This window comes from Tritonibacter scottomollicae (assembly GCF_003003215.1).
GTDB classification, from domain to species: domain Bacteria; phylum Pseudomonadota; class Alphaproteobacteria; order Rhodobacterales; family Rhodobacteraceae; genus Epibacterium; species Epibacterium scottomollicae.
In genome coordinates, this window is the sequence record NZ_PVUF01000018.1 from 13,441 (window position 1) to 39,008 (window position 25,568).

Below are 25,568 nucleotides of genomic sequence, written 5' to 3' on the forward strand. Positions count from 1 at the left end.
GGGTCACAAACATCTCGCAACAAGTTGATTTTATTCAGCTCTAAGCCTCAGGACCAGCCTCTGACGCCCATTGCGCAAGCACATCCGCCCGCGTCAGAACCGTCGTGTGGATCGAGAAGATCACGGCCCGCGTTCGGGGCAACCGATAGATCGACTGCAGCTCACTGCGCATGTAGTGCTGCGTCTCCGGTGTCGATGTGGCGCGGGGGTCCTCTTCCCGGCGCGGCTGATGCAGGCTCGGATCCGCATACCAGAGCGCATTGAACCGCCAGAGCGGCCGCCCCGCCTGCACCCCATCAAACAACCGCTGCACACGTCGGGCGATGCCTTCATCATAGTCCGCGACCGGGGTATGGATCGCCAGCAAGGGTTTCATGAACTTCTGCGCCAGAGTCCAGCTTGCAGGAAAGCACAGAATGGCCGCGGTCAATACGTGTTCATCGCTCGCCTCGGGCTTCTCGAGGATGCAGAAATCCTGTTGCGCAATCCGCCCCAACGTCTCCATCGGGACGCTGCGATCAATGGCAACTGTCACACCATCCGGCCGGGTAACGTGGCTGGCGTTCACTTGCGCGCCATAGCGGACCGCCAGCACCTGATCGAGCAGCTCCTGCGCGGCAGGCTCGGCAGCATCATCCATCGCCAACACCGCATCCCGATGATCGCGCAACAACCGCTCCCGCTCGCCGAGCTGCGCCGCAAAACCATCGTCAAAGCGCAGCCAATCCTCGGGCGGCAGTGGCTGGATGCCCGGCAAGGGCCGTGGCGCCAGCGGATTATAGGGGATGGAGGTCTGGAGAATCTCTGTCATGGACTAGCCATAGCACTCCGGTCGAAAGTCTGCACGACTGTACAGTTTCCATCTGCAATCTCGTGATATGCGCTGGGATTCACATCAAATCTCGCAAAACGGACATGTTCTGGGTCGCATTTAGCAAGGCCAAGGCGCGCGCTGGACTTCAGGCTCTGACCATGAGCCAGGGAGGACAAGATGAACGAGCATTTCCGTGACCGCCGAAAGATCGACCCCAGCCGCGGCGCAGCGCTTGGCGACGGCACGCCGAACGACAATGACCGGATCGAAATCGGCCCGACCCAGCTGGCCTTTGGCGAATGGACTTCGGCGGGGCTGGAGCTGCCCAACCTCGAGGCGATGCGCCACTACCGCTGGCAGCGGCTGACGCAAGCCATCGTGGACCGGGGCTACGGCGGTCTGTTGATGTTCGATCCGCTAAACATTCGCTACGCCACCGACAGCACAAACATGCAGCTGTGGAACACCCACAACCCGTTCCGGGCGCTGCTCCTGTGCGCCGATGGTTACATGGTGATCTGGGACTACAAAAACTCGCCGTTTCTTTCGACCTTCAACCCTCTCGTGCGCGAACAGCGCTCGGGCGCGGATCTGTTCTACTTTGACCGCGGCGACAAGGTGGATGTGGCGGCGGATGCGCTGTCGAATGAGGTCCGCCAACTGATCGGGGAACACGGCGGCGGCAATATGCGTCTGGCGGTGGACAAGATCATGCTGCACGGGCTGCGCGCGCTGGAGGCACAAGGCTTCGAGATCATGGAAGGCGAGGAACTCACCGAAAAAGCCCGCGCCATCAAGGGTGTGGACGAGATCCTTGCCATGCGCTGCGCCTCACATGCCTGCGAGACCGCGGTCAAGGCGATGGAGGACTTCGCCCGCCTTAACGTCGGCGATGGCAAAACCTCCGAGGATGACATCTGGGCGGTGCTACACGCGGAGAACATCCGCCGGGGTGGCGAATGGATCGAGACACGGCTGCTGGCCTCCGGTCCGCGCTCCAACCCCTGGTTTCAGGAATGTGGGCCCCGGATCACCCAGCGCAACGAGATCATTTCTTTCGATACCGATCTGGTGGGCAGCTACGGTATTTGCGTCGATATCTCCCGCAGCTGGTGGATTGGCGATCAAAAGCCACGTCCCGACATGATCTATGCCATGCAACACGCCCATGAGCACATCATGACGAATATGGAGATGCTGAAACCCGGAGTGATGATCCCGGAGCTGACGGCGGGGACTCATGTGTTGGACGCGAAGTATCAGGCGCAGAAATATGGCTGCCTGATGCATGGCGTGGGCCTATGTGACGAGTGGCCTCTGGTGGCCTATCCCGATCATGCGGTCGCCGGCGCCTTTGACTACCCGCTGGAGCCAGGCATGGTCTTGTGCGTGGAGGCGCTGGTGGGCGAGGTCGGTGGCGACTTTTCCATCAAGCTGGAGGATCAGGTTCTGATCACCGAGGATGGCTACGAGAACCTGACCACCTACCCGTTTGATCCGGCCTTGATGGGTCAGGCCTAGAACGACGGCGCTGACGAGGGGACGGGGCGGCCTATATCTTGCGTCTTCGGCGGATCAATCCGCCGGGCGTGGCCAAGGCAGGCGCGCCAAAACCCCGTGGTGATCGGAGGCGAGTTTCGGCAACACCTCGATCACACCCTCGCCGCCCGGCGCCAGCACATGGTCGATGCCGATGGGGTAATTGACCAGCGGCAAATCAAACGTCGCCGCATAGGGCCCGACCCGCGCCATGCCGCCAGCCGCGCCGATCTGCGCCACCGCTTCAGACCATCCCACGGCGTTAAAATCTCCGGCGAGGATCACCGGTCCCTCAAGGCTCTCCAGGCGCTTCACCACCCGCTCTACATGATCGGCCTGCTCGTGCGGCCAAGGCCAGGGCAGATGCAGGGCCGCCACCCAGAACCGCCCTGTCGGCCCCTCCACCTCCATCGCGGCCAGCCCAAGATCCTCTGCGCAGGCAAGCCTGTCGGTCGCGGTGACCCCACGCGCCAGAACCGCAACGCCTCCGACCTTGCGGAACGGGCAATACTGCTGCACCGGATAGTCCGGCCGCAAAGTCTTCAGGATCGGCAGATTGAAACGAGAGATTTCTTCGAGCGTGACAATATCTGCGCGCGCGTCACGAATGGCCTGCGTCAGGCTGTCGTTGCCCGCGTTCCGCCAGAGCATGTTTTTCTGATACAGCGTCAAGGGCGGTGGGGTGCCATTTGCCTCGTCTGGCAGATGCCCCAGCCAATTGACCATCATCACAACCGTCGCCGCCGCCCCCATCAACGCCGCGCGTGCATCATGGCGCAGGATAAAGGCGCAGATCATCGCAAGGCCCGCAAAGGGCACACGAAAGACCGACAGGCTATCCCCCAATGGGTGCACCATCCCCAGAAAACTGCCCGCCAAGGCTAGGATGCTGAGGATCAAGAGCGCCCAAACCACGGCGCGGCACAGGTTCAAAACGCGGCTCACAGTCCCAACCGCTCCCGCCAGAGCGGCCATTTGCGCGCCACAACGGCCACGCTGTCCGGCTCTGATGCCAACTGATCCAGCGGTAGCCACGCCAGCGCATGGGATTCTTCGCTGGCGACCGGCTCGCCTGCCTCTGCCACAAACAGATAACGCACGTCATAATGCAGATGCGCAGGCTCCTTGGTGGAGGCCGGGATGTCATGCACATCGACATCAAAGACCTCCGAAGTCAGCAGTCGGATGCGCGACAGGCCACTTTCCTCATAGGCTTCCTTCGTGGCGGTGAAGCACGCGTCTTGAATGCCATCACAATGCCCGCCGAGCTGTAGCCAACGGTCGAGCTTTGCATGATGGGTCAGCAATACCGACGACAGGTCCGGCGACAGCACAAAAGCCGATGCGGTGACATGACTGGTCAGCGGGTCACGCCCGAACGCCCGCGGCTCTTGGCGGCAGAACATCACAAGGCGTGACCACATGTCCGTGTCGCGGGCGTCCAGAGGCGCAAACCGCCCGATGCCGGCAAGCGCGTGGTCTGAATTCTGATGCTCGCCCATGTGACGCTCCTTCACCTTCCCGTGACGGTTGTGACAGCCGCCTTGCCGTACCGCGGGCCTCGGCGCACCTTAGAAAGGCCGACACCCCAAAGCCAAGCCCCGAAAGCACTGCCAATGCCCACTGAACGCATCACATTTTCCGGTCACGCCGGACATGACCTCTCCGCCCGTCTTGACCTGCCCGACGGTCCGGTGCTGGCCACCGCCCTTTTTGCCCATTGCTTCACCTGTTCCAAGGATATCCCCGCCGCCCGGCGGATTGCCGCGCGTCTGGCCGCCATGGGCATCGCGGTGCTCAGGTTCGACTTTACCGGGCTGGGACATTCCGAGGGCGAGTTCGCCAACACCAGTTTCAGCTCCAATGTTGCGGATCTGATTGCAGCCGCGCGCTATCTGGCCGGACGCAATATGGCGCCCGACATGCTGATCGGTCACTCGCTGGGCGGAGCGGCGGTCCTGCGCGCGCGTGCGGGCATCCCATCGGTCAAAAGCGTGGTGACGCTCGGCGCGCCCTTTGATCCCAGCCATGTGGCACATCATTTCGATCATGCGCTGGAGGCGATCCAGCGCGACGGTCAGGCAGAAGTCAGCCTTGGTGGGCGCCCCTTTGTGATCAGCAAGGAGTTTGTAGACGACATTCGCCAGACGGAACTGGGTGAGGCTGTGGCAGATCTGAAGGCCGCCCTGCTGGTGATGCATGCGCCCCGCGATGCCACCGTCAGCATCGACAATGCCGCCGAGATCTTTCAGGCCGCGCGCCATCCCAAGAGCTTTGTCACGCTGGACGATGCCGATCACCTGATCACCGATGCCTGTGACGCGGAATATGCGGCGGATGTGATCGCGACCTGGGCCACACGCTATGTGGATATGAAACCACCCGCCCCGCCGCCCGGCGCGCCGGAGGGGGTCATTCGCGTCACCGAAGCCGATCCGGAGGGCTTCCTGCAGGACGTGCAAAACGGCCCCTATCACCATGTCTATGCCGATGAACCCGAAGCCTATGGCGGCACAAATCGCGGTTTGTCGCCCTACGGGTTCGTTGCTGCGGGTCTAGGGGCCTGCACCTCGATGACCCTGCGCATGTATGCCCGCCGCAAGGGGTGGCTGCTGGACAACATCAGTGTCGAGGTATGCCACGACAAGGTTCACGCGCAGGACGCCATCCCCTCGGGGCCAGCCAAGATTGATCGCTTCATGCGTGTCATCCACCTGAGCGGAGATCTGACCCCGGAGCAGCGCGACAAGCTGTTGGAAATTGCCGACAAATGCCCCGTGCATAGGACGCTGGAGCAAAGCTCACATGTGGAGACCCGACTGGAAAGCGCGCCCTCAGAGGCGCTGTTCCGACCCGACGGTCCCACCACTGCCGACTAGCAGCTCGCCCCGGCAGCAGACACGATGCGGCGCCACGCTTGCCGCCGGGGCATGGCTCGTCTATGAGAGCGGCATCTCATCCACTGACGACAAAAGGTGCCGCCGCCCATGATCCCTCGCTATGCCCGCCCCGACATGGTTGCCATCTGGTCCCCCGAGACCAAATTCCGCATCTGGTACGAGATCGAGGCACATGCCTGCGACGCCATGGCGAACCTTGGTGTGATCCCGCGCGAAAACGCCGAAGCGGTCTGGAAAGCCAAGGACGTGGAATTCGACGTCGACCGCATCGACGAGATCGAAGCCGTCACCAAACATGACGTCATCGCCTTCCTCACCCATCTGGCTGAACATGTGGGCAGCGACGAAGCGCGCTTTGTCCATCAGGGCATGACCTCCTCCGATGTGCTGGACACCTGTTTCAACGTACAGCTGACCCGTGCCGCCGACCTGCTGCTGGTTGGCATGGACAAGCTGCTGGCGGCGCTGAAGAAACGCGCGCTGGAGCATAAGGACACCGTGCGCGTCGGCCGCAGCCATGGCATTCACGCGGAACCCACCACCATGGGCCTGACCTTCGCGCGCTTTTACGCCGAGATGGACCGCAACCGCGCCCGCCTCGTTGCCGCCCGCGAGGAAATCGCCACCGGTGCGATTTCCGGCGCCGTGGGCACATTCGCCAATATCGACCCGTCGGTCGAGGAACATGTCTGCGAGCAGCTTGGCCTGAACCCGGAGCCGATCTCCACCCAGGTGATCCCGCGCGACCGTCATGCAATGTTCTTTGCCACCCTCGGCGTGATTGCCTCGTCGATCGAAAACGTTGCGACCGAGATCCGCCACATGCAGCGCACCGAAGTGCTGGAAGGCGCGGAATTCTTCTCCATGGGGCAAAAGGGCTCCTCGGCGATGCCGCATAAGAAGAACCCGGTGCTGACCGAGAACCTCACTGGTCTGGCGCGTCTGGTGCGCATGTCGGTGATCCCGGCGATGGAGAACGTCGCCCTCTGGCACGAGCGTGACATTTCGCATTCCTCCGTCGAGCGCGGCATCGGCCCCGACGCCACCGTGACGCTTGATTTCGCCCTGCACCGTCTGGCGGGTGTCATCGACAAGATGCTGGTGTTCCCGCAGAACATGCTGGACAACATGAACAAATTCCCGGGTCTGGTGATGTCGCAGCGGGTGCTTCTGGCGCTGACGCAGGCCGGTGTCAGCCGCGAGGATGCCTATTCCATGGTGCAGCGCAACGCGCTGAAGGTCTGGGAAGAGCGCCTCGATTTCCGCGAACTGCTGCTGGCCGACGCCGATGTGGTTGCCGCGCTGGGCGAGGATGGCGTCAACGAGAAATTCGACATGGGCTACCACACCAAACATGTCGACACGATCTTCAAGCGGGTGTTCGGCGAATAAGCACGCCCTCGCGCACACAGATCAAACCCCGCCCTCACCGGCGGGGTTTTTCTTTTCGCCTCACAGCTTCGTGATGACTTGTTTTGGCCGTTCTCCGCGCTTTCAGCGTAGTTTGAGCAACAACAGATAGGAGATCTTCATGCGTTTCACGTCCCTCGCACTTGCCATTGCCCTGCCCTTCACCATGCCAATGGCCGGTTTTGCCGCTGGCGGCGACACGACCACGCCGCCGACCCCATCGGACACCACCAAAAAATGCTGGGGCAAACGCGTCTGGGATGAAGATACGCAGAAATGCGTGAAGCCTGAAGAATCATCCCTGAGCGACGAGCAACTGCTGCAGACCGCGCGCGAGCTGGCCTATCTGGATCGCTTCGAGGATGCGCAGGCCGTGCTTGCCGCCCATCCGGATCAGACGGATAGCCGCGTCCTGACCTATTGGGGGTTCACCCACCGCAAACTTGGTCACTCCTCCGAAGCGAAAGACTATTACACCCATGCGATCGCGCAAGATCCCGACAATATCCTCGCGCGGAGCTATATGGCGCAAGGCTTTGTTGAAACTGGAGAATATGCGCAGGCACTGGCCCAGTGGAAGGAAATCAGGGCGCGCGGCGGTGACGGGACATGGGCCGAAGCCTCGCTGCGTCAGGCAATTCAGACGGGTGTGACCGTTAACTACTAAACTTCAGGCTTTCTTTACTGCTGAAGGCATATCTTGCTTCCTGACAGAAAGAGAATCTTTTCGGGTCAAGGTTCAAGAATGGAACAATCATCAGCTCTAGCGCTTCCTATGGCGCCACTGGGCGACGGACTTGGCGATTTTTCGTCACCGGCGCCCGCACCATCCCTCATGGGGGGGGCTCCCCAGCTTAGTGGGAAAGCCAAAGCGGCTATTGTCGTTCGTCTTCTTTTGAACGAAGGCGCCGATGTCCCCCTTGAAGAGTTGCCAGACGATCTGCAACTCGAACTTACTCAGCAAATGGGTAAGATGCGCCTGGTGGATCGCCAGACGTTGGACGCAGTCGCGGCCGAATTTGCAGAACAGCTCGAAAATATCGGGCTGTCCTTCCCCAATGGCCTCGCAGGTGCGTTGAGCGCTATGGAGGGTAAAATCAGCCGGCACACGCACAGCCGGTTGCGAAAGGAAGCGGGTGTGCGCCAATTCGGCGATCCTTGGGATCGCTTGCGCAAGCTGCCGCCCGAGGAACTGGCCGAACTGGCCAAGGCCGAAAGCACCGAAGTCGCAGCTGTGTTGCTGTCCAAGATCGACACCGCCAAGGCGGCAGAGATGTTGCAGCATTTGCCAGGTCCGATTGCACGTCGCATCACCTATGCGGTGAGCCAGACAAGCAGCGTTACACCGGACACGGTGGATCGCATCGGCCTGTCGCTCGCCTCACAGATCGAAGCGCGCCCGCAGGTCGCGTTTGACAAAACGCCAGGCCAACGTGTCGGGGCAATCCTGACGCAATCCGCCGCAGCGAAACGCGAGGAGGTTCTGACCGCGCTCGATGAGGAGGACCAGGAGTTCGCCACGGATGTGCGCAAGTCGATCTTCACCTTTGCGCTGATCGCGCAGAAACTGGAACCGGTCGATGTGCCGAAACTGGTCCGCGCCTTGGGCCCGCAGGACATTACCACCGCCATCGCCTTTGCCACGGATGAGGACGATGTGGCGTCGGTCACCTTCCTGTTGGACAACATGTCCAGCCGCATGGCCAACAACCTGCGCGAAGAAGCAAACCAGCTTGGTCGTATCAAACGGGCCGATGGTGAGGCTGCCTACGGTATTATCGTCAATATGCTGCGTGAAATGGTGGTCAACGGCGACATCGAGCTGAAGTCTGACGAGGAAGAAGAAGACTAGCCCCGCCGCGCGTCGATTACGCCATCATGACCTGACACGAAACAAACCCGTGCCACACCGGCGCGGGTTTCTTCGTGGCGGTTTCTTGTGCAAGGCAGCGGCGCCCTCTATGATCGGGCGTTGCGGTATCGCAAGCAGGAGCACAATACCCCATGCCCGTCGCCCATTCGGAGCTGACCTTTTCACAGCGCGCAAATTACTTTGTCGGAAATCTGTTCCTGCGTGGGCTGATCGGCGGGTTGAAACTGATCCCATATCGCTGGCGCGTGCCCGCGATGGGCTGGACCCTGCGCAAGGTTGCCCCCCTCGCCGGGTTTCACAAGCGGGTGCGCCGCAACCTTCATTATACACGTCCGGACCTGACCGAGAGCGAGGTCGACGCGCTGTGCCATCAGGTCGCCGACAATGTCGGACGCACGCTTGCAGAACTGTACGCCGGCGCGCCCTTCTGGGCCCGCGCCAAGGCAGCCCCCATCAGTGGCCCCGGCCTGAAGGCGCTGGAGGCCGCGCGCGCAGAGGGGCGTCCGGTGGTGCTCGTCACGGGACATTTCGGCAATTACGACGCCGCACGATCCAAACTGGTCCAGATGGGGTTCAACATGGGGTCGCTCTATCGGCGCATGGCAAACCCCTACTTTAACGACCACTACGTCAAAGCGATATCCGCCACCGGCAAGCCCATGTTCGAGCAGGGAAAACGTGGCATGGTCGAGATGGTGCGCCATCTGAAAGCGGGCGGAAACATCGCTATTGTCGCGGATATGCACGCAATTGGAGGGCAGTATCTGCCGTTCTTCGGGCGCCCGGCTCTCACCTCGACAGTGCCGGCGGAGCTGGCATTGAAATACAACGCCGCCTTCATTCCGATCTACGGCCTGCGCGGCGACAACGGGCTTGATTTCGAGGTAGTGGTCGCCGACGAGATTCCGCACTCCGATCCGGTGACGATGACGCAGGCGGTCTGCGATGATCTGGAGCGTATGGTGCGCGCGAATATGGGACAGTGGTTCTGGGTCCACCGGCGCTGGAAGCCCATGCATGAGACCCCGCACCCCGACCATCCGGACAGTGTGTAGACCCGCTACTCCGCGCGGGCGGCGGCGAGGATAGGTCCGAACGGCCATTGCTGCACCAACACCGCAGCCGGCAGATCATCAGGCAGCTCGACGGACAGATCGAGTGGGTCAGCGCCGTCCCAATCGGCCAGAACCTGCACGCTTTCAACCACATTGGCGTAATCCAGCGTATTGCCCGCAAGTTCCCCGCGTTTGATATCGACGCGGCGCAACGGCATGTACCTTACCAGCTGAACCCGCATAACGTCACCGCGCCGCTCAGGCTGTTTCGGCACTTTGATCGAGATTTGCTCCCCCCGAACCAGAACCGAAAGGTTCACCTTCGGCTTGTGACCAGCATAAGTGCCCAGCACCTCTGACAGCTGCATCGCATCGGCGCCGACCACATCCTCGCGCCCCATGATGATCATCTGGGGGGTATAGATCATGTTGCGCCCACCCACCTGCGCATATCCGCGCTGGCGCACCGTATGGGCCGGATCGGCAAAAGCGTCTGCCCAGCCAATATAGTCCCAATAGTCAACGTGATAGGCCAAGGGCAGCACATCCTCACGGGTGGCAAGCCGCTTCAGCAGTTCATCCGCCGGAGGACATGAGGAACAACCTTGCGAGGTAAAGAGTTCTACCACCACAGGGGAAGGCTCCGCCGTTGCCGGACCAGAGACGGCGCAGATCGCCGAAAAAATCAGAGAGGAAAGCGAAATAAACCGCATGAGTCGCCTGTCAGGTTGTTAGGCTTACGGATGTACGCTCCGCCTGCCTCAATGGCCAATCAATCATTCTTGAGAGGTGTGACAGGAAATAATGCATATTTGTGTACCATTGCATACAATTCTGCGTCATGCGATGTTTCTTCTATTGAACGACAGGTCTGCATGAGGCAGACAATCTGCAGCGAAGTCCCTATTTGTCATTTATGAGGGAGGCCACCATGCCTATCACCGTCGGACAGGACACAGCCAAGACACGCAAGACGCTCAGCGTGAACGGCACGTCGATTGCCTATTACTCGATACCAGCAGCCACCGAAGCCGGGCTTGGGGATTTCACCAAGCTCCCCGCTGCGCTCAAGGTCGTGCTGGAAAACCTGCTGCGGTTCGAGGACGACGGGTTTTCCGTCTCCACGGATGACATCAAGGCTTTTGGCGAATGGGCCAAGAATGGCGGCAAGAACCCGCGTGAGATCGCCTACCGCCCGGCCCGCGTGCTCATGCAGGACTTCACCGGCGTGCCTGCCGTGGTCGACCTTGCCGCCATGCGCGACGGCATCAAGAACCTTGGCGGTGACGCCAACAAGATCAACCCGCTGGTGCCCGTCGATCTGGTGATCGACCACTCCGTGATGATTGATGAGTTCGGCAACCCGCGCGCCTTCCAGATGAACGTGGACCGTGAGTACGAACGCAACATGGAACGCTACAAGTTCCTGAAATGGGGTCAGGGCGCGTTCAACAATTTCCGCGTCGTGCCACCGGGCACCGGCATTTGCCACCAGGTGAACCTGGAATATCTTGCCCAGACCGTCTGGTCCGACGTGGACCAGAACGGCGAGGAAGTCGCCTATCCTGACACGCTGGTGGGCACAGACAGCCACACCACCATGGTCAATGGCGCCTCCGTTCTGGGCTGGGGCGTTGGTGGTATCGAGGCCGAGGCCGCGATGCTCGGCCAGCCAATCTCCATGCTCATCCCCGAAGTTGTGGGCTTTGAGCTGACCGGCGAGATGATGGAAGGCACCACCGGCACCGACCTCGTGCTGAAGGTCGTCGAGATGCTGCGCGCCAAGGGCGTTGTTGGCAAATTTGTCGAATTCTACGGCTCTGGACTGGATCGTTTGCCGCTGGCCGACCGTGCGACCATTGCCAACATGGCGCCGGAGTATGGCGCCACCTGCGGCTTCTTCCCGATCGACGGGGAGACCATCCGCTACCTGCGCAACACCGGCCGCGATGAAGCCCGCCTTGCTCTGGTGGAGGCCTATGCCAAGGAAAACGGGTTCTGGCGCGACGAAAACTACGCGCCGATCTACACCGACACGATGACGCTCGACATGGGCACCATCGTACCGGCGATTTCCGGCCCGAAACGCCCGCAGGATTATCTGGCGCTCGACGTCGCCGCGCCCGCGTTCAAGAAGGTGGTTTCCGACTACCGTGGTGTTGATGCGTCCTCTGATGCTGCCGACATGGCCTCCGAGGGGCCAGCGCCGACGGCCCCTGTCGATCCGCGCAAATCCCACCCGGTGAAGGGCGAGGAGTTTGAGCTGCGCGACGGCTCCGTTGTGATTGCCTCGATCACCTCCTGCACCAACACATCGAACCCCTATGTGATGATCGGTGCCGGCCTAGTGGCGAAAAAGGCGCATGAACTCGGTCTCGACAGTAAACCTTGGGTCAAGACCTCACTCGCGCCCGGCTCTCAGGTGGTGTCGCATTATCTGGAGGCCGCGGGCCTGCAGGAACATCTGGACGCGATCGGGTTCAACCTCGTGGGCTACGGCTGTACCACCTGTATCGGCAACTCCGGCCCGATCCAGCAGGAGTTCTCCGACGCCATTTCCGAGGGCGATCTGGTGGCCGCATCGGTCCTGTCCGGCAACCGCAACTTCGAAGGCCGGATCAGCCCGGACGTGCGCGCCAACTACCTCGCCTCACCGCCCCTCGTGGTGGCCTATGCGCTGGCTGGCGACATGAATGTCGATCTGACCAACGACCCGCTGGGACAGGACAAGGATGGCAATGACGTCTACCTGAAGGACATCTGGCCGACCCAGAAAGAAATCGCCGATCTGGTCGAGGCCACCGTCACCCGCGAGGCGTTCCAGTCCAAATATGCCGACGTCTTCAAGGGCGACGAAAAATGGCAGGGCGTGGAAACCACCGAAGCGGAAACCTACGACTGGCCCGCAGCCTCGACCTATATCCAGAACCCGCCCTATTTCCAGAACATGGGCGCAGAGCCGGGCACCATTCAGGACGTTGTGGGCGCAAAGACGCTCCTGATCCTTGGCGATATGGTCACCACCGACCACATCTCTCCGGCGGGGTCCTTCGCGACCACCACACCGGCGGGTAAATACCTGCTCGACCGTCAGGTGCAGCCGCGGGAGTTCAACTCCTACGGGTCGCGTCGTGGTAACCACGAGATCATGATGCGCGGCACGTTCGCCAATATCCGCATCAAGAACGAGATGCTGGACGGCGTTGAAGGCGGCTATACCAAAGGCCCCGATGGCCAGCAGACCTCGGTCTATGAGGCGTCCATGGCGCATCAGGAGGCGGGCACCCCGCTGGTTGTCTTCGGTGGCGAGCAATACGGCGCCGGGTCTTCGCGCGACTGGGCGGCCAAGGGCACGGCGCTCCTGGGCGTGAAGGCGGTGATTGCCGAGAGCTTCGAGCGCATCCACCGCTCCAACCTCGTGGGGATGGGCGTCATCCCGTTTGAGTTCACTGGCGGCGACACCCGCAAGTCACTGAAACTCACCGGCGATGAGATCGTGGAAATCAAGGGTCTTGAGAGCGTCACGCCGCTGCAGGAGGTCGACTGCGCCATCACCTATCCCGATGGCAGCAGCAAGACCATCACCCTGAAATGTCGCATCGATACGGCCCCGGAGATCGAGTACATCGAAAACGGTGGCGTGCTGCATTATGTGCTGCGCAAGCTCGCGAAAAGCTGATCGTGACCTGTTCGACAATGGCGCGGGCGGCACAGTGTGCCGCCCTTTTTTATTGCGAGTACAAGATGGTAACACAAGCATAACACCCCGTGTGATACGCATGATCCATCTGCCGTAAGGACCTAACGAGGCGTCAGAATGATTGCTGTTATCACCAAGTATTATCCGCTCCATGCCCGATTTGAAGAAGTTCTGAACCTTGCCACCGCCCTGTCGAAGGATAACAAGGGTCTCCGTAAGGGCTGCTATGAAACCCGCCTTTATGCTTCGCCGGAGCATGGCGAAATCAAATCCGTAAGCTTGTGGGAAAATCGGGAAATCTTTGAGGCATATCTCGATCACGTGATTTCAGGGGACGAGCTTCTGGAGTTTCAGTCCACCTACATGCGGCGCGAAATTGATACGCGCATCTATGAGACCATCGACACAGGTGTGATCGGACAGTTTCCGATTGAGACAGAGCTGGAACGCCGACAGATCAGCTGCTGACCGGCCGCGTCAGCCCCTGACGACCTCCGTCGCGGCGGGTGGTCTTGTCATTTCTGCCTGCCCGCGCTTGAGTGGCATCATGGTGCAGACCCTGCATCTTTCAGCGTGGGAGACCCTGATGACCAAGACCGTCCTAGTTACCGGAGGCACTTATGGCCTCGGCCGTGCCATTTCGGCGCAATTCTCCAACGATCACAATGTCCTGCGCTCGTATTTGAATACACCGCCATCAGATGATCTGGAGGCACAGACCAATGTGGTTTCCATCCCATGTGACCTGCTGCAGGACGAAAGCGCCGCGGATCTGGTCGCGCAGGTGATCGAAAAATTTGGCCGGTTGGATGTGATCGTCAACAACGCCGGACTGGTGCAATCGACCCCGAAAGAGACATTCGACGCCGCTGCCCATCGCCGGGTGTTCGAGCTGAATACCATCGCGCCACAGGCCATCCTCGCCGCCGCCCTGCCCCATCTGAGGCCCGGCGCCAGCATCGTCAACATCTCGTCGATGAACGCCGATCTGCCGCCCCGGGATGCGGCCAGCTATGGTGCCAGCAAAGCGGCGCTGAACCTCTGGACCCGCGCGATGGCCAAGGAACTGGGACCAGAGGGCATTCGCGTGAACGCGGTGGCGCCTGGCGCGATCAACGTGCCCGAAGCGCCCCGCCCTGACGAACTGACCGAGATCTTCGTGAAGGACACCGCCCTGGGTCGCCCCGGAACCCCGGAGGACATCGCCAAGGCGGTGTATTTTCTGGCCTCTGACAATGCCAGCTTCATCACCGGCGCAGTGCTGCCGGTGACCGGAGGCTACCGGCTCTGAACCGGATCAATAGGCCGCGTGAAAGATCTCGCGGTTATGGGTCGGGGTCTCCACCTCATCCATCAGCGCCACGGCATAGTCTTCGGCAGAGATCCGGCTGTTGCCCGCCTCATCCGTCATCAATTCCCGGCCGCCAAGACGGAACTTACCTGTCCGCTCACCGGGTTCGATCAATCCAGCTGGTGCCACCACGGTGAAATCGAGGTCACTTGCGGCGATCTTCTCGAACGCCTGCCGCATGCCCTGTGCCTCCGCGCGGTAGGCCTCTGGCACGACATCCGCCACCGGGCTTCCATCCGGCAGGTTCAGCGACCCCGCGCCGCCCACGATGACCACCCGGTTCCCGCCCAGTCCAGCGATCAGGGCTTCGGCATAGGCGTTGGATTCGGCGATCGCGTCGCCGGTGCTGCGCGGGCTGACCGCGGTGATGGTGACATCCGCCGCTTCGGCCTGCGCTGCGAGTGCCGCCGTATCGCTGACGTCCAGCTTAACGGACTGCACCCCGTCGAGCACTGCGACCTCGGGGCTGCGGCTGCCGATGGTCAGCTCATGACCACGCGACAGGGCCTCTGCTACGATCCGGCTGCCGATCATGCCGGTGCCGCCCAGAACAAATAGCTTCATTTGATGTCTCCAATTTGATAGTTACTGATAGGAACTACCTAAGGGCTGAGAACCGTGCCCGGAATACGCATGTTTTGAGCACATAGTTACCTGAAAGGAACCGCCATGGGACGCCGACGCGCCTTGGAATACGACTGCGCCATCCGGGATGTTCTGGATCGCATTGGCGATGCCTGGTCGGTGCTGGTGATCATGGAGCTGTCAAAAGGCCCCTGCCGCTTCAATGCCTTGCGCCGCGTCATTGAAGCAATCTCTCAGCGCATGCTCTCGGTGACCCTGCGCAATCTCGAACGTGATGGGCTGGTGTCTCGTCAGGTGCTGGACACTTCGCCACCGCAGGTGGAATACAGCCTGACCCAACGGGGGGCCTCACTACACGGCGCAATCAGCCATCTGGCGCATTGGGCGGAGACACATCAGCCGGGTATTCGCACCTCCCGCGCCGCCTACGACGCGAAAGAACCCATCGCCTCCTGACGGGATCAGCGGCGCCTACTCCGCCGCTTTTTCCATCGCCGGTCGGATGGTCTGTTCCAGCACTTTCGCCGTAATCGGTCCGGCAAAGCGCAGCACAATGGTGCCCTCGCCATCAATCACATAGGTTTCCGGCACGCCGTAGAGCCCCCAGTCGAGCGCCATGCGCCCGTTCTCGTCCCGTCCGACGCCCGCATAGGGATCACCAAGCTCCTCGAGGAAGCTTTGCGCATTGCCCAGCTGGTCCTTGTAATTCACCCCGTAGATGGCCACGCCCTCCTCAGAGAGCGCCGTGAGGCTCGGGTGTTCCGCGCGACATGGGCCGCACCAGCTGGCCCAGTAGTTGACCAGCTTAACCTCGCCGTCGCGCAGGGTCTCATTGTCAAAGCTCTCCTTGCCGGGAAAGTCGCTCAGCGCCACTGCCGGGGCGGCCTTGCCCTCCCGCGCGGACGGCAGGTTCTCCGGGTCCTCGCGGCCCATGCCAACAAACGCCAGCCCGACAAAACCCGCAAAGACAACCACCGGAAGCGCCATCATCGGCGAGATCTTAGCCATTGCCACGTATCCTCTTTTCGACAGACTTCAGCTCTGAACGGACCCAGGCACCGCGCCACAGGGTCACGACGAGCAACAGCGCCAGCAGCAGCAGCGATGCGGCGTAAGCGGACAACACCGTGTCAGCGTATTTTCCAAGATCAGGCATCTGACATCCTTTCCCGCGCGATCAGCGCCTTCATCCGGCGGGCTCGGATTTCCGTACCGGTCCGGTAAAGCACCAATGCGATGAAAAACAGGATGAACCCCGCCATGCATGTGTAGAGCGGAAAGGCAAAGACATCCGCGACATTCTCTTCCTTGTCGAGCGATAGAGACGCGCCCTGATGCAGCCCCTGGTTCCAGAAATTCACCGCATAGCGCGACAGCACCGCAAAAACAGAGCCCACGAGGCAAAGGATCGAGGTCAGGTCAGCCGCAGTGTCCGGATTGTCGATCGCTTCCCAGAGCGCAATGTAGCCGAGGTAGAACAGGAACAGCACCAGAAAGGAGGTCAGCCGCGGGTCCCAGGCCCACCAGGTGCCCCACATCGGTTGCCCCCAGATCGCGCCGGTGATCAGCGCGATCAAGGTCATGATGATCCCTACAGGGGCGGCTGCCTTGGCGGCCAGCGCGCTGACATGGTGACGACGGATGACCCAGATCAACGAGGCCAGCAGCATCATGAACCAGGCATTGATCGCCATCAGCGCGGCCGGCACATGCAGGTAGATGATCTTGACGGTGGAGCCCTGTCGGTAATCATCCGGCGTGAAGAAGAACCCCCAGATCAGCCCGCCGAGGATCAATACGGCAGAGACCACCCAAAGGGACGGCAGCACACGCTCGCTGGTGTGCAGGAATTTCTTCGGATTGGCGTATTCCCAGATCGACATGCTGGCCTTCTAGCTCTTGTTTCGGGTCATCACAATCTCCTGCTGCTAGCGCAAATTGACGCGCAGCACAGCAGCGGAGGCAAAGGGTAAAAGCGCGATCGCACCAAGCGTGATCCCGCCCAGCATCAGGAGCGGTGTCTCCACCGCCATCCCTGCCGCGCCGCGTCGGGCCGCCTCAGCGCCAAAAATCAGTGTCGGCACGTAAAGCGGCATCACCAGCAGCGACAACAGGAGGCCACCGCGCTTCAGCCCCACGGTCAAAGCAGCACCAAAGGTGCCAATCACCGACAGCGCAGGCGTCCCGATCAACAGCGAAAGCGTGATCCAGAGATAGCCGCCGGCGGGCAGGTTCAACAGCACCCCCAGCACCGGCGCCGCCAGCACCAGCGGCAATCCGGTGGTGAGCCAATGCGCCAGCGATTTCACGCTCAAGACAGCCTCAAGAGGCAAGGGCGCGGTGGCCAGCAGGTCGAGAGATCCATCCTCCCAGTCCAGTGCCAGCAGCCGGTCCAGCGACAGGAGGCACGCCAACAGCGCACCCAGCCACAACACGCCGGGCGCGATCACCGCAAGCGTGGCGGAGTTCGGACCCACCGAGAACGGCACCATCACGGTCACGATCAGAAAGAACGCAAGCCCCAGCCCGAAGCCGCCCCCGGCGCGAAACGCCAGCCGCAGGTCCCGCAGCAACAGCGCGCTCACAGGAAGCCCCCGTCATCCGCATCCAGCGCCGGCAGCTTTGCCTTGAACGGTGTCAGGTCCAAAACCCGCCCCTCGATGCCGAGGTCGATATGGGTCGCCATGATCGCCGCACCATCGGCATTGAGATGCGCACGGATGGTGGCGGCGAACAGCTGCACCGAGGCGGCATCAAGGCTCACTGTCGGCTCATCGAGGATCCAGAGCCGCCGCCCGGTGACCATCAACCGCGCCAGCGACAGACGACGTTTCTGCCCGGCGGACAGGCTACCGGCGGCTCGTGTCCGGAGCGCCGCCAGATTAAAGGCCTTGATCGCCGGCTCAATGTCGTGGGCGCCGAACACCCGCGCCCAGAATGTCAGGTTTTCCTCCACCGTCAGTGTCAGTTTCAGACCATCCGCATGGGCCGCATAGGCAATATCGTCCGGGTCGCCGAGGATCTCTCCGGCAAGCGGGGGCTGAAGTCCGGCCAACGTGCGCAACAAGGTCGTCTTGCCGATCCCGTTGGGGCCGCGCAGCACAAGCGCCGTTGCTGCAGGCAGCGCAAACTGCACGCCTTCAAGTACCGGAAAACCTGCCCGGCTCACGCTCAGATCCCTGACCTCAATCATATGCGCCCCGCAGCATAGCACCCATAGCCTAATCTATTGCTATCATGCATGAAAAGCAGATCTGCACATGGTTTGCCTTGCGCCATATCAAACTGGCAGTGCGGCCAGCGCGATGCGGCGGCCTTCGGACAGGAGCACATTGTAGGTGCGGCAGGCGGCCGGCGAATTCATCACCTCGACGCCCAGCCCGGCCTGCTCCAGCTCCGCGCGCAGATCAGCCGGAATATGGGCGATCTCAGCCCCGGTTCCCACAAACAGCACATCGACATCACCAGCCAGCGCCAACAGGGGCGCGGTGTCGGCATAGCCGCCCCATGTGCGGGTGCCCGTCGCACCGGTGAGAATGGCCCCTTCGTGGAGGTTACCACCGACACGAAAGAAGCCCGGCCCATAGCCGTCGACCGGAACGGCATCGGAATAAACCACTTCGTTGAGGCGCATGACAGTCTCCTTCCTGACGATTGCACTGGTGAATACCACGCAAGTTGAAATGCTGAAACCGGCAAGTGGACATGCGAGGCTCTGCCTCGCGCTCCGAGATATTTTTGAAAAGATGAAGCCAGTCTGGTCGCGCTGTAGGTCACCCGCATCGAGTATGAGGGCCTGATGTAGCCCCCCTGAACGCAAAACAGCCGCGGCATGTTACCGCGGCTGCTTCAAGTCTGTTATCGCCGAAAATCAGGCGTCGATTTTGGCAAACTGATTGCCCGTTGTGTTGTCGGGCTTGGACCAATCCCGTTTGACACCCAGCCAAAGCAGGATGGTGGAGGCCACGAAGATCGACGAATAGGTGCCGATCACAACGCCCCAGATCATCGCAAAGACAAAGCCCCGGATCACATCGCCACCCAGCACGTAAAGCGAAATCAGTGCCAGCAGCGTGGTGACCGAGGTCATCACCGTCCGGCTCAGCGTCTCGTTGATGGAGATGTTGAGAACTTCCGACAGCGGCTTTTGCTTGTACCGGCGCAGGTTTTCCCGCACCCGGTCAAACACCACCACGGTGTCGTTCAGCGAGTAGCCAACGATCGTCAGCAACGCCGCGATGATGGCGAGGTCGAACTTGATCTGCAGTTCGGAGAACACCCCGATGGTCAGAATGACATCATGCACCAGCGCCGCCACGGCACCGAGTGCAAACTGCCACTCAAAGCGCAGCCAGATGTAGATCAGCACGGCCCCGATCGCCAGCGCAACCGCCAGAAACGCTGTCTGCACCAGCTCACCGGACACCTTCGGGCCGACGCTTTCCACGGAGATGAATTTGATCCCTGGCGCCACCTCATCCAGCACAGCCTGGACATCGGCGATCACCTGGCTCGACAGGGCTTCACCATCCTGCTGGGCCTCGATCCGAATCATCGCAACGTGCTGATCGTCTTCGAAGGTCGGATCGAACACCTCGGTGATTGTGATGTCCCCGAGCCCAAGCGGCGCAATGGCATCACGATAGGTGCCGATATCCAGATCCTGCTCCGCCTCCGTGCGGATGGTGGTGCCGCCCCGGAAGTCGATGCCGAAGTTCAGCCCCTGCAGCGCAAAGGACGCAAAGCCGATGACGACCATCAGCGCCGATATCCCCAGCCAGAGCTTCCAGCGTTTGAAGAAATCGAAGGAGGTTCCTTCAGGTACGAGTTTCAACCGCATCTCATTACACCTCGATGGTTTTGGGGCGGCGACGTTCGAACCACATCACGATAATCAGTCGGGTGACGAAAATCGCGGTGAAGACCGAGGTCATGATACCGAGCCCAAGGGTGATGGCAAAGCCGCGCACCGGGCCTGAGCCCATGGCAAAGAGGATCACGGCGGTGATGAAGGTGGTGATATTGGCGTCCACGATCGCCGAGAGTGCCTTGGAGTAGCCCTCGTCGATGGCTTTGGCCGGACCACGCCCGGCTTTCAGCTCCTCGCGGATGCGCTCAAAAATCAGCACGTTGGCGTCTACTGCCATGCCGACCGTCAAGACGATGCCCGCGATGCCCGGCAGGGTCAGTGTGCCACCAATGAGGCTGAGCGCGCCAAAGATCAGGGCGATGTTCAGGATCAATGCGATATTGGCGAAGAAACCAAACATCCCATAGCTCAACACCATGAAGACCAGCACCCCGACAAAGGCGACGACCGTGGCCACCTTGCCTGCGTCGATGCTGTCCTGACCCAACTCGGGACCGATGGTGCGCTCTTCCAGGAACTGAAGCTCCGCAGGCAAGGCGCCCGCACGCAGAAGAACGGCGAGATTGGTGCTTTCCTCGACGCTGAAATTGCCGGTGATGATACCGGAGCCGCCGGGGATGTGAGAGCGGATCACCGGAGCGGAAATCACCTCGTCATCCAGCACGATGGCAAAGGGCGCGCCGATGTTCTGGGCGGTATAATCGCCGAACTTGCGCGCACCGGCCGTGTTGAACCGGAAATTCACCGCAGGCTGACCGTTCTGGTCAAAGGCCGGCTGCGCGTCCACCAGCTCTTCGCCGGTGACGACAGGCGCGGATTCCACGGTGTAGAATGTGCCCGGCTCATCCAGAGACGGAATGAGCTTGTTGCCAATGCCGGGGTTTTCCTCCGCATCCGAGCCGCGGCTGACCACCGGGTTGAAGGTCAACTGAGCCGTGGTGCCGATGATCTCTTTGAGTTCTGCCGCAGAGCCGATCCCCGGCACCTGGATCAGAATACGGTCACTGCCCTGACGCTGGATCGTTGGCTCGCGGGTGCCAACCTCGTCAATCCGGCGGCGGATGATTTCCAGCGACTGACGCACGGTGCGATCATCAGAGGCCAGCTTTTCTTCATCCGACAGCGCAATGGTGATCATGTCACCCTGCCCGCTGACCGTGATATCCGTGGCACCGGCACCGGTGAGCGAGGTCACCGGGTTGGCCAGCCCCCGCACCAGTTCCAGCGCGCGGGTCATGCCGCTTTCATCCGACAGGCGCAGGCGAATCTGATCCGCTGGCGCCTCCGGAACCCGACGGAAGGTCCCGACACTGCCGCGCTCCTCCCGCAAGGTGTTGCGCACCTCTGGCCAGAGACCGTCCATGCGCGCAGCATAGACGTCCGAGACCCGCACTTCGGCAAGCAGATGCGCACCGCCGCGAAGGTCGAGACCGAGGTTCACCAGACCGGAGGGCATCCACTCTGGCCATTGTTCTGCCACTGCCAGACGCTCGGGCGTTTCCCCCTGAACGGCTATCTCGGCATAGGCATCGTTTGACTGTTCCACACGGGTGTAGAACGCGTTGGGCAGGGCGAGCAAAAGGCCGGCAACGCAAACCAGCCAGATGAGCACCCTCTTCCAGGTATCAATTTGCAGCATTACCCTGCCTTTTCAGAAACGTAAGAGGCGAGGCTCAGGATGCGGGCTCGGTCTTGTTCAGAACCTGAGCGATGGTGGACTTCACCACGCGCACTTTGACGCCTTCGGCGATCTCGACTTCAACTTCGCCGTCTTCCTTGACCTTGGCGACCTTGCCGATCATGCCACCCTGGGTCACGACCTGGTCACCACGGCGCAGGGCCTCGACCATGCTCTGATGTTGCTTCATTTTCTTCTGCTGCGGACGGATGAGCAGGAAGTACATGATCGCAAAAATCAGGATCAGCGGGATAAATTGGGCGATTGCGCCACCTTCCATGGGGTGTTCCTTCTGTCTGTAAGGGGGCCCTGTGTTAGCGCCCGGATTTTGCGGGGAACCTATGCGGTGCATTAAGGCTTTGCAAGGCGCGGCAGACGCGATCCACACCGGTTTCACGAGGCCAGGGCGCCGTTCCGACCCGATTGCCACAATCCGCGCGGGAACATCCCCGGATGACGGCCCTGCCCTCTTCCCCTTCGCCCGCCGCTCGGGCATAGCTGTCAGCATTGATTCAATCCGCATGACAGGAGCAGACCCATGCATGACATCCGTGCAATCCGCGAGAACCCGGCCGCCTTCGACGCCGCCCTGGCGCGTCGTGGAGAGTCTGCCCTGTCGTCTCAGGTGCTGGAGCTGGACGAGGCCCGCCGCGCCAAGATCCTGGCGGCTGAAACCGCACAGGCCGACCAGAACAAGGCCGCCAAAGCCATCGGTGCCGCCAAGGCCAAGGGCGATGAGGCCGAGTTTGAACGCCTGCGTGCGGAAGTTGCCGACAAGAAAGCAGAAGTCGCCACCGTTCAGGCCGAGGCCAAGGAGCTGGACGCCAAGCTGACCGACATGCTGGCGCGCATTCCCAACAGCCCGGCCGCGGATGTGCCCGACGGCGCGGATGAGGATGACAACGTCGAAGTGAAAAAATGGGGTGATTTGCCGCAGTTCGATTTCGCGCCCAAAGAGCATTTCGAGATCGCGGGCGTCGCCAAGGCGATGGATTTCGAGACGGCTGCCAAAATCTCCGGTTCGCGTTTCGTGGTGCTGAAAGGCGCCGTGGCGCGCATTCACCGGGCGCTGGCGCAATTCATGATCGACACCCATGTGGATGAGAACGGTCTCACCGAGATCAACTCGCCGGTATTGGTCCGTGATGAGGCCATGTATGGCACTGATAAGCTGCCGAAATTTGGCGAAGACAGCTACCAGACCACCAATGGCTGGTGGCTGGTGCCCACCTCCGAAGTGCCGCTGACCTATTCGGTGGCCGGTGATGTGATTGAGGAAGGCGCGCTGCCAATTCGCTACACCTCCCACACGCTGTGCTTCCGCTCCGAAGCAGGCTCGGCGGGCAAGGACACTTCCGGCATGCTGCGCCAGCACCAGTTCGAGAAGGTCGAGATGGTGTCGATCGTGCATCCGGAAAAATCCGACGACGAACAAAAGCGTATGCTGGGCTGCGCCGAGGGCATTCTGGAAAAACTCGGCATCCCTTATCGCACCGTGGTGCTCTGCACCGGCGACATCGGGTTTGGCGCTCGCCGCACCTTTGACATCGAGGCCTGGGTGCCGGGTCAGGAAACCTATCGCGAGATCTCTTCGGTCTCCACCACAGGTGATTTCCAGGCTCGGCGCATGAACGCCCGCTTCAAACCCGCCGATGGTGGCAAGCCGGAGTTTGTGCACACGCTGAACGGCTCTGGCCTCGCTGTGGGTCGCTGCCTGATCGCGGTGCTGGAGAACGGTCAACAGGCGGATGGCTCCGTCAAACTGCCCGATGCGCTTGCGCCCTATCTGAACGGCAAGCTGACCCTCACCGCCGATGGTGTTCTGAGCTGACACCAGCGCTGCTGCCCCTCCACCATGCGGGGGCCGAACATTATCGGACAAACGAAAACCGGCGCCACATGAGCGCCGGTTTTTTTATCGACAAAGGTTTGGAAACGGACGCCTATTTGTCCTTCTTCTTTTTCTTGCCCTTGTCTTTGTCCTTCTTCTTCTTCTTGTCACCGGATTTTTCCGAAAGGATCTTCTTCGCTTTGGCTTTTTCCTTGGTGATCTCGGACTTGGCCTTGCCCTTTTCCTTCTTGGCCTTGGACTTCGCCTTTTCCTTGGCTGCCGCGAATTCGGCCATCAGCGCCTTGGCCTTCTTGGCGGCCTTCTCAGCCTTGGCCTCGGCCTTGGCGGCCTTCTCCTCGGCGGCCAGGCGTGCGGCTTCGGCAGCGGCAACCGCACGGTCAACGCCCTCGCGCGACTGGGCGTCAACGGTATCCGCACCGGATTTCACCGCCTCGGCCGCACGTGTCGCGGCACCTTTGGCCGCTTCGATCGTCGCTGGCTTGGTCTTGGCGGGGCTGACCTGACGCGGCTTGCGCACCGCTGGCGCAGCCTTCCCGGCAGGTTTGGCTGTGCGTCGCGCGGCAGGTTGTGTTGCAGGTGTCGCGCCACCGCTCCCCGCCAACTCCGTCGCGGCAGATTTCAGACGCGCCACGCGACTAACCCCTAATCCTGGCACCTGCGCCAACTCCGCCTCAGGTTTCGCTGCAAGATCTTCGACCGAGCGAACGCCGTGGTCCTGCAGCGCTTTCGCCAGCGCGGGCCCCACACCGGGGAGCTTTAAAATCGGGGTCATGCGTCTGTTCTACCTCCAAAAAATCTAAATCCTGTCGTGCAGGAAGGTTAGCATCTGTTTTTGATCTATGTCCAACCTCTCGCACGCTGCAACCATGGCTCACGCGGGAAAAGGCACCAAACGCTTTTGGTCTTCGTCCCATAGTTTCAGGCCAAGTGCGCGGATTGCCTCGCCAAACTTGACCCGGTGCGGCGCCATGTCGTCTGGCAGGTTGTAGTGACACGCCCGCAGCCGATAGCTGGGAATGCGGGCGTTGAAATGGTGGATGTCGTGCAGGGTGATATTCGCCACGGCAAAATCGAAAAACCAGCCGAAATCCAGACAGGAGGACCCCTGCAAGGCCGCGTCCCGAGGGTCAAGATCCGGGCGACGGTCCCAGTAGGTGTCCTCAAAGTTATGCTGCAGATAGACCAGAAACACACCAATCATCCCGCCCAGAAACGAAAAGCCGAACCAGATCAAAACACCTTCACTGCCCGCGATCAGGTAGAGCGCATAGAGCAGGAGAATGATCGACAGATTGTGCAGAACCACCGGGACAACGCCGAATTCCAACGTGTTTTTCGGCCAGCGATAGCGGATGAAATATGTGAAGGCGGCACCAAGCGGCACCAGCACAAACGGGTTGCGATAAAGCCGATATTGCAGCCGCGTCCAAAACCCGGCGTCACGCCATTCCGAAACCGTCATGGTGTGAATTTCGCCGGTCTCGCGATGCTCCAGGTTGCCGACATTGGCGTGATGCAGATTGTGGTTCTGCTTCATCACCTCAAACGGCGCAAAGGTGAATGGCGACAACCCGTGGCCAGCCCATTCGTTCTGGGCGCGTGTTTCAAACAGGGAGTGGTGGCCAGTGTCGTGCTGCAGCACATAAAGCCGCACGGCGCTGAAGGCGAAGACAACCCCCGCTGGCCACACGACAAACCACTGATGGGAAAAATGAATAGCCAGATACAAGGCCGTGAAATAAACGGCAAAAGTTCCAAAATAGCTCAACGCGGCAAGCCGGTTGTCTTTGTCTGTATACTGGCGTGTGTATGCTCTCAGATCCATATCTGACCCCATAAATACGCTGCGTAACGCGCATATGACGGCGCGCGGTGCGGATAATATTGCACTCTCTGTCAGTTAATATGCGTACCTCCTATGACAAGAGGCAAGCGAAAAGG

The 25,568-nt window shown here is 60.9% G+C and carries 27 protein-coding genes; 11 read left to right on the top strand and 16 right to left on the bottom strand.

Features of this window, described 5'->3' with window-relative positions; genetic code table 11:
• Positions 1-40: 40 nt before the first annotated feature.
• Positions 41-811: a heme-dependent oxidative N-demethylase family protein gene (locus CLV89_RS19140; RefSeq protein ID WP_106165260.1), complete on the bottom strand. Its 771-nt coding sequence runs from the start codon at positions 809-811 to the stop codon at positions 41-43.
• Between the two features lie 180 nt (positions 812-991).
• On the opposite strand from CLV89_RS19140, the gene dddP reads away from it, so the two are divergent.
• Positions 992-2,335 (top strand): dimethylsulfonioproprionate lyase DddP, encoded by a 1,344-nt coding sequence (dddP, locus tag CLV89_RS19145; protein ID WP_106165261.1) that lies wholly within the window; start codon positions 992-994, stop codon positions 2,333-2,335.
• Between the two features lie 54 nt (positions 2,336-2,389).
• Here dddP and CLV89_RS19150 read toward each other — a convergent pair whose 3' ends face one another.
• Together CLV89_RS19150 and CLV89_RS19155 are read right to left on the bottom strand one after the other, a co-directional pair.
• Positions 2,390-3,298, bottom strand: a complete 909-nt coding sequence (locus CLV89_RS19150) for an endonuclease/exonuclease/phosphatase family protein (protein ID WP_243395086.1) — start codon at positions 3,296-3,298, stop codon at positions 2,390-2,392.
• The gene (locus CLV89_RS19155) at positions 3,295-3,855 is read right to left on the bottom strand and encodes an NUDIX hydrolase (RefSeq protein WP_106165263.1); all 561 of its coding nucleotides are present in this window, start codon (positions 3,853-3,855) and stop codon (positions 3,295-3,297) included. The genes CLV89_RS19150 and CLV89_RS19155 overlap by 4 nt, the downstream gene beginning before the upstream one ends.
• A 114-nt stretch (positions 3,856-3,969) precedes the next feature.
• Here CLV89_RS19155 and CLV89_RS19160 point away from each other — a divergent pair, with 114 nt between their 5' ends.
• The 5 genes from CLV89_RS19160 (at position 3,970) to CLV89_RS19180 (ending at position 9,591) form a co-directional block, all read left to right on the top strand.
• Positions 3,970-5,232: a bifunctional alpha/beta hydrolase/OsmC family protein gene (locus tag CLV89_RS19160; RefSeq protein ID WP_106165264.1), complete on the top strand. Its 1,263-nt coding sequence runs from the start codon at positions 3,970-3,972 to the stop codon at positions 5,230-5,232.
• A 108-nt stretch (positions 5,233-5,340) separates the two neighbouring features.
• Positions 5,341-6,645: an adenylosuccinate lyase gene (gene purB / locus CLV89_RS19165; RefSeq protein WP_106165309.1), complete on the top strand. Its 1,305-nt coding sequence runs from the start codon at positions 5,341-5,343 to the stop codon at positions 6,643-6,645.
• Between the two features lie 139 nt (positions 6,646-6,784).
• Positions 6,785-7,330 carry a tetratricopeptide repeat protein gene (locus CLV89_RS19170; protein ID WP_106165265.1) on the top strand — a complete coding sequence of 182 codons (546 nt, stop codon included), beginning with the start codon at positions 6,785-6,787 and terminating at the stop codon, positions 7,328-7,330.
• A gap of 78 nt (positions 7,331-7,408) precedes the next feature.
• The gene (locus CLV89_RS19175) at positions 7,409-8,515 is read left to right on the top strand and encodes a flagellar motor switch protein FliG (protein ID WP_106165266.1); all 1,107 of its coding nucleotides are present in this window, start codon (positions 7,409-7,411) and stop codon (positions 8,513-8,515) included.
• A gap of 152 nt (positions 8,516-8,667) precedes the next feature.
• On the top strand, positions 8,668-9,591 hold the full coding sequence (locus CLV89_RS19180; protein WP_106165267.1) for a lysophospholipid acyltransferase family protein: 924 nt from the start codon (positions 8,668-8,670) through the stop codon (positions 9,589-9,591).
• 5 nt (positions 9,592-9,596) lie between these two features.
• Here the strand turns inward: CLV89_RS19180 and CLV89_RS19185 are convergent, their stop codons facing one another.
• Positions 9,597-10,304 (bottom strand): DUF1223 domain-containing protein, encoded by a 708-nt coding sequence (locus tag CLV89_RS19185; RefSeq protein WP_106165268.1) that lies wholly within the window; start codon positions 10,302-10,304, stop codon positions 9,597-9,599.
• 218 nt (positions 10,305-10,522) lie between these two features.
• Here CLV89_RS19185 and acnA point away from each other — a divergent pair, with 218 nt between their 5' ends.
• From acnA to CLV89_RS19200, 3 genes are all read left to right on the top strand, one after another.
• Positions 10,523-13,270: an aconitate hydratase AcnA gene (gene acnA, locus CLV89_RS19190; RefSeq protein ID WP_106165269.1), complete on the top strand. Its 2,748-nt coding sequence runs from the start codon at positions 10,523-10,525 to the stop codon at positions 13,268-13,270.
• 138 nt (positions 13,271-13,408) lie between these two features.
• Complete coding sequence (locus tag CLV89_RS19195) at positions 13,409-13,759, top strand: hypothetical protein (RefSeq protein WP_106165270.1); 351 nt, start codon at positions 13,409-13,411, stop codon at positions 13,757-13,759.
• A gap of 118 nt (positions 13,760-13,877) precedes the next feature.
• Positions 13,878-14,582: an SDR family NAD(P)-dependent oxidoreductase gene (locus CLV89_RS19200; protein WP_106165310.1), complete on the top strand. Its 705-nt coding sequence runs from the start codon at positions 13,878-13,880 to the stop codon at positions 14,580-14,582.
• Between the two features lie 6 nt (positions 14,583-14,588).
• Here the strand turns inward: CLV89_RS19200 and CLV89_RS19205 are convergent, their stop codons facing one another.
• A complete protein-coding gene (locus CLV89_RS19205; RefSeq protein ID WP_106165271.1) occupies positions 14,589-15,206 on the bottom strand; it encodes an NAD(P)-dependent oxidoreductase in 618 nt (205 codons plus the stop codon).
• Between the two features lie 105 nt (positions 15,207-15,311).
• Here CLV89_RS19205 and CLV89_RS19210 point away from each other — a divergent pair, with 105 nt between their 5' ends.
• Positions 15,312-15,683: a winged helix-turn-helix transcriptional regulator gene (locus CLV89_RS19210; protein ID WP_106165272.1), complete on the top strand. Its 372-nt coding sequence runs from the start codon at positions 15,312-15,314 to the stop codon at positions 15,681-15,683.
• Positions 15,684-15,698: 15 nt separating this feature from the next.
• Here the strand turns inward: CLV89_RS19210 and CLV89_RS19215 are convergent, their stop codons facing one another.
• From CLV89_RS19215 to yajC, 9 genes are all read right to left on the bottom strand, one after another.
• Positions 15,699-16,235, bottom strand: a complete 537-nt coding sequence (locus tag CLV89_RS19215; RefSeq protein ID WP_106165273.1) for a DsbE family thiol:disulfide interchange protein — start codon at positions 16,233-16,235, stop codon at positions 15,699-15,701.
• Positions 16,228-16,383 carry a heme exporter protein CcmD gene (gene ccmD / locus CLV89_RS19220; protein ID WP_106165274.1) on the bottom strand — a complete coding sequence of 52 codons (156 nt, stop codon included), beginning with the start codon at positions 16,381-16,383 and terminating at the stop codon, positions 16,228-16,230. The genes CLV89_RS19215 and ccmD overlap by 8 nt, the downstream gene beginning before the upstream one ends.
• A complete protein-coding gene (locus CLV89_RS19225; protein ID WP_106165275.1) occupies positions 16,376-17,110 on the bottom strand; it encodes a heme ABC transporter permease in 735 nt (244 codons plus the stop codon). The genes ccmD and CLV89_RS19225 overlap by 8 nt, the downstream gene beginning before the upstream one ends.
• A gap of 45 nt (positions 17,111-17,155) precedes the next feature.
• The gene (gene ccmB / locus CLV89_RS19230; protein WP_106165276.1) at positions 17,156-17,812 is read right to left on the bottom strand and encodes a heme exporter protein CcmB; all 657 of its coding nucleotides are present in this window, start codon (positions 17,810-17,812) and stop codon (positions 17,156-17,158) included.
• Positions 17,809-18,420, bottom strand: a complete 612-nt coding sequence (ccmA, locus tag CLV89_RS19235) for a heme ABC exporter ATP-binding protein CcmA (RefSeq protein WP_106165277.1) — start codon at positions 18,418-18,420, stop codon at positions 17,809-17,811. The genes ccmB and ccmA overlap by 4 nt, the downstream gene beginning before the upstream one ends.
• A gap of 87 nt (positions 18,421-18,507) precedes the next feature.
• Positions 18,508-18,861 carry an Mth938-like domain-containing protein gene (locus CLV89_RS19240; RefSeq protein WP_106165278.1) on the bottom strand — a complete coding sequence of 118 codons (354 nt, stop codon included), beginning with the start codon at positions 18,859-18,861 and terminating at the stop codon, positions 18,508-18,510.
• A 237-nt stretch (positions 18,862-19,098) separates the two neighbouring features.
• Positions 19,099-20,067 carry a protein translocase subunit SecF gene (gene secF / locus CLV89_RS19245; protein WP_106165279.1) on the bottom strand — a complete coding sequence of 323 codons (969 nt, stop codon included), beginning with the start codon at positions 20,065-20,067 and terminating at the stop codon, positions 19,099-19,101.
• A 4-nt stretch (positions 20,068-20,071) separates the two neighbouring features.
• The gene (secD, locus tag CLV89_RS19250; RefSeq protein WP_106165280.1) at positions 20,072-21,736 is read right to left on the bottom strand and encodes a protein translocase subunit SecD; all 1,665 of its coding nucleotides are present in this window, start codon (positions 21,734-21,736) and stop codon (positions 20,072-20,074) included.
• Between the two features lie 34 nt (positions 21,737-21,770).
• On the bottom strand, positions 21,771-22,055 hold the full coding sequence (gene yajC / locus CLV89_RS19255; RefSeq protein ID WP_106165281.1) for a preprotein translocase subunit YajC: 285 nt from the start codon (positions 22,053-22,055) through the stop codon (positions 21,771-21,773).
• Between the two features lie 258 nt (positions 22,056-22,313).
• Here yajC and serS point away from each other — a divergent pair, with 258 nt between their 5' ends.
• Positions 22,314-23,606, top strand: coding sequence for a serine--tRNA ligase (serS, locus tag CLV89_RS19260; protein WP_106165282.1), 1,293 nt, complete (start codon positions 22,314-22,316; stop codon positions 23,604-23,606).
• A 112-nt stretch (positions 23,607-23,718) separates the two neighbouring features.
• On the opposite strand, the gene CLV89_RS19265 is transcribed toward serS, so the two are convergent.
• Positions 23,719-24,399, bottom strand: a complete 681-nt coding sequence (locus CLV89_RS19265; RefSeq protein WP_106165283.1) for a helix-hairpin-helix domain-containing protein — start codon at positions 24,397-24,399, stop codon at positions 23,719-23,721.
• 99 nt (positions 24,400-24,498) lie between these two features.
• Positions 24,499-25,452, bottom strand: a complete 954-nt coding sequence (locus tag CLV89_RS19270) for a fatty acid desaturase (protein WP_106165311.1) — start codon at positions 25,450-25,452, stop codon at positions 24,499-24,501.
• Positions 25,453-25,568: the final 116 nt, after the last annotated feature.